Genomic DNA, 1,700 nt, shown 5'->3' with positions numbered 1-1,700 from the left:
GTTCTTCAGGTTCGGAACCCGACGGTTCTGGTTAACCAGCGCATCAATGCCGCCTTCAGCAGCCAGTTCCTGATAACGGTAAAATGTATCGCGTGACACGCCCATGATCTTGCAGGCTTTTGATACGTTACCGAGTTCTTCGGCGAGATTGAGCAGGCTGGCTTTGTGTTTGATAATGGGATTGTTAGTATGAAGCATGAGAGTTACCTCGCGTTTTGTTTAAGGATTAGACACACATATCAAAACCGGTAACTCTCAACCTTTCAAGGTCCAGTGTCAGATCTAGTCGCGACTAATACAAATGAGTCGCTTTATTATCGAGTTTGGTGACCGCCTTGACGGTCACTTCTGAGGAAAGGCATTTACACAAAATCTTAAACAGGCTCATCCAACATCAAAATCAGGCAATTACACAATCTCGTGTACAGGCTCTACCCACGTAATGTAGACACAGTCCTAAGCGATGTTCTGGTTTTCAAACTGTCCCGTGCTGAGTCCGCCGCAGGCACTGTGGCGACGCCAGCTATTGTAATCGCACTCAATATAATTAAACACCATTGTCCGCATTATTTCCCGACTGACAAAACGTTCTCCGTGGATACATTCAACCTTCAGAGAGTGGAAAAAGCTTTCCACACAGGCATTGTCATAGCAGCAACCCTTTTCACTCATGCTACCACGCAGATTATTCCGCGTCAGCAGGGCCTGATAATCCGCTGAACAGTACTGACCACCGCGGTCTGTGTTAACAATTACATTTTCCAGACGTTTTCGCCGCCACAGCGCCATCTGCAGCGCGTCGCAGGCAAGCTGTTCCGTCATCCGTGATGACATTGACCAGCCGATAACCGCACGGGACCACAGGTCGATGACTACCGCAAGGTACAGCCAGCCCTAACCCGTGCGAAGTTACGTTATGTCTCCCGCCCACTTCTGATTCAGGCCGCTGGCGCTGAAGTCCTGTTTCAGCAGATTATCTGATACCGGCAGACCATGTGCCCGGTATCTGACAGGGCTGAACTTTCGGGAGGCTTTCGCCCGCAGCCCCTGACGACGCAGGCTGGCTGCGATGGTATTAACATTATATTCCGGCAACTCATCCCCAAGACGTGGTGCACCATACCGCAGTCTGGCGTCAGTGAATGCCTGACGGACAGCCTCATCACAGGCCAGCCGGAACTGCTGTCGGTGGTTCAACTGATGACGACGCAGACGCCAGACATACCAGCCGCTGCGGGCAACCCTAAGCACACTAAACATGGCTTTGATGCTGAACTCAGCCTGATTTTTCGATGAATACATACTTTATTTCAGGCGCTTCGCGAAGTATGTCGCGGCCTTTTGGATAATTGCCAGTTCCTCAGTCTGCTCCGTCAGTTGCCGCTTAAGACGGGCATTTTCAGCAGCGAATTCGCTTTCGCGCTCTGAAGATGTCATTTTCTGCTGTTGTTTACTGCGCCATGCATAACGCTGTGATTCATAAAGATTGAGTTCGCGAGCAGCGGCAGCGACGCCAATGCGCTCTGCCAATTTCAGAGCTTCATCGCGAAACTCCGGCGTATGGGTCGTGTATTCAATGAGTTGATGTAGCATCAAACGTAGTACTCGCGTTCGATGTAAGTACCGATGATCCTATCGTGCATTTCGGATGATTTTGAATATCCGAGCGTCTTGCGATTGAGCCGTTGCAATCGGTTACG

At 50.3% G+C, this 1,700-nt stretch carries 2 protein-coding genes and 1 pseudogene; all 3 read right to left on the bottom strand.

Annotated elements, in window-relative coordinates; genetic code table 11:
* Positions 1–198: helix-turn-helix domain-containing protein (locus QZ506_RS03050; RefSeq protein ID WP_291968973.1), on the bottom strand; the 198-nt coding region annotated here is incomplete at its 3' end.
* 258 nt (positions 199–456) lie between these two features.
* Positions 457–1,593, bottom strand: a pseudogene (locus tag QZ506_RS03045) (IS3 family transposase).
* Positions 1,593–1,700: IS1 family transposase (locus tag QZ506_RS03040; protein WP_291968657.1), on the bottom strand; the 108-nt coding region annotated here is incomplete at its 5' end. The pseudogene QZ506_RS03045 and the gene QZ506_RS03040, both read right to left, overlap by 1 nt.

It is taken from the genome of Candidatus Symbiopectobacterium sp. (assembly GCF_020054415.1).
Lineage (GTDB): Bacteria > Pseudomonadota > Gammaproteobacteria > Enterobacterales > Enterobacteriaceae > Symbiopectobacterium.
Note: the sequence above shows the minus strand (reverse complement) of the source record. Positions and strands in the feature narration are given on the sequence as shown.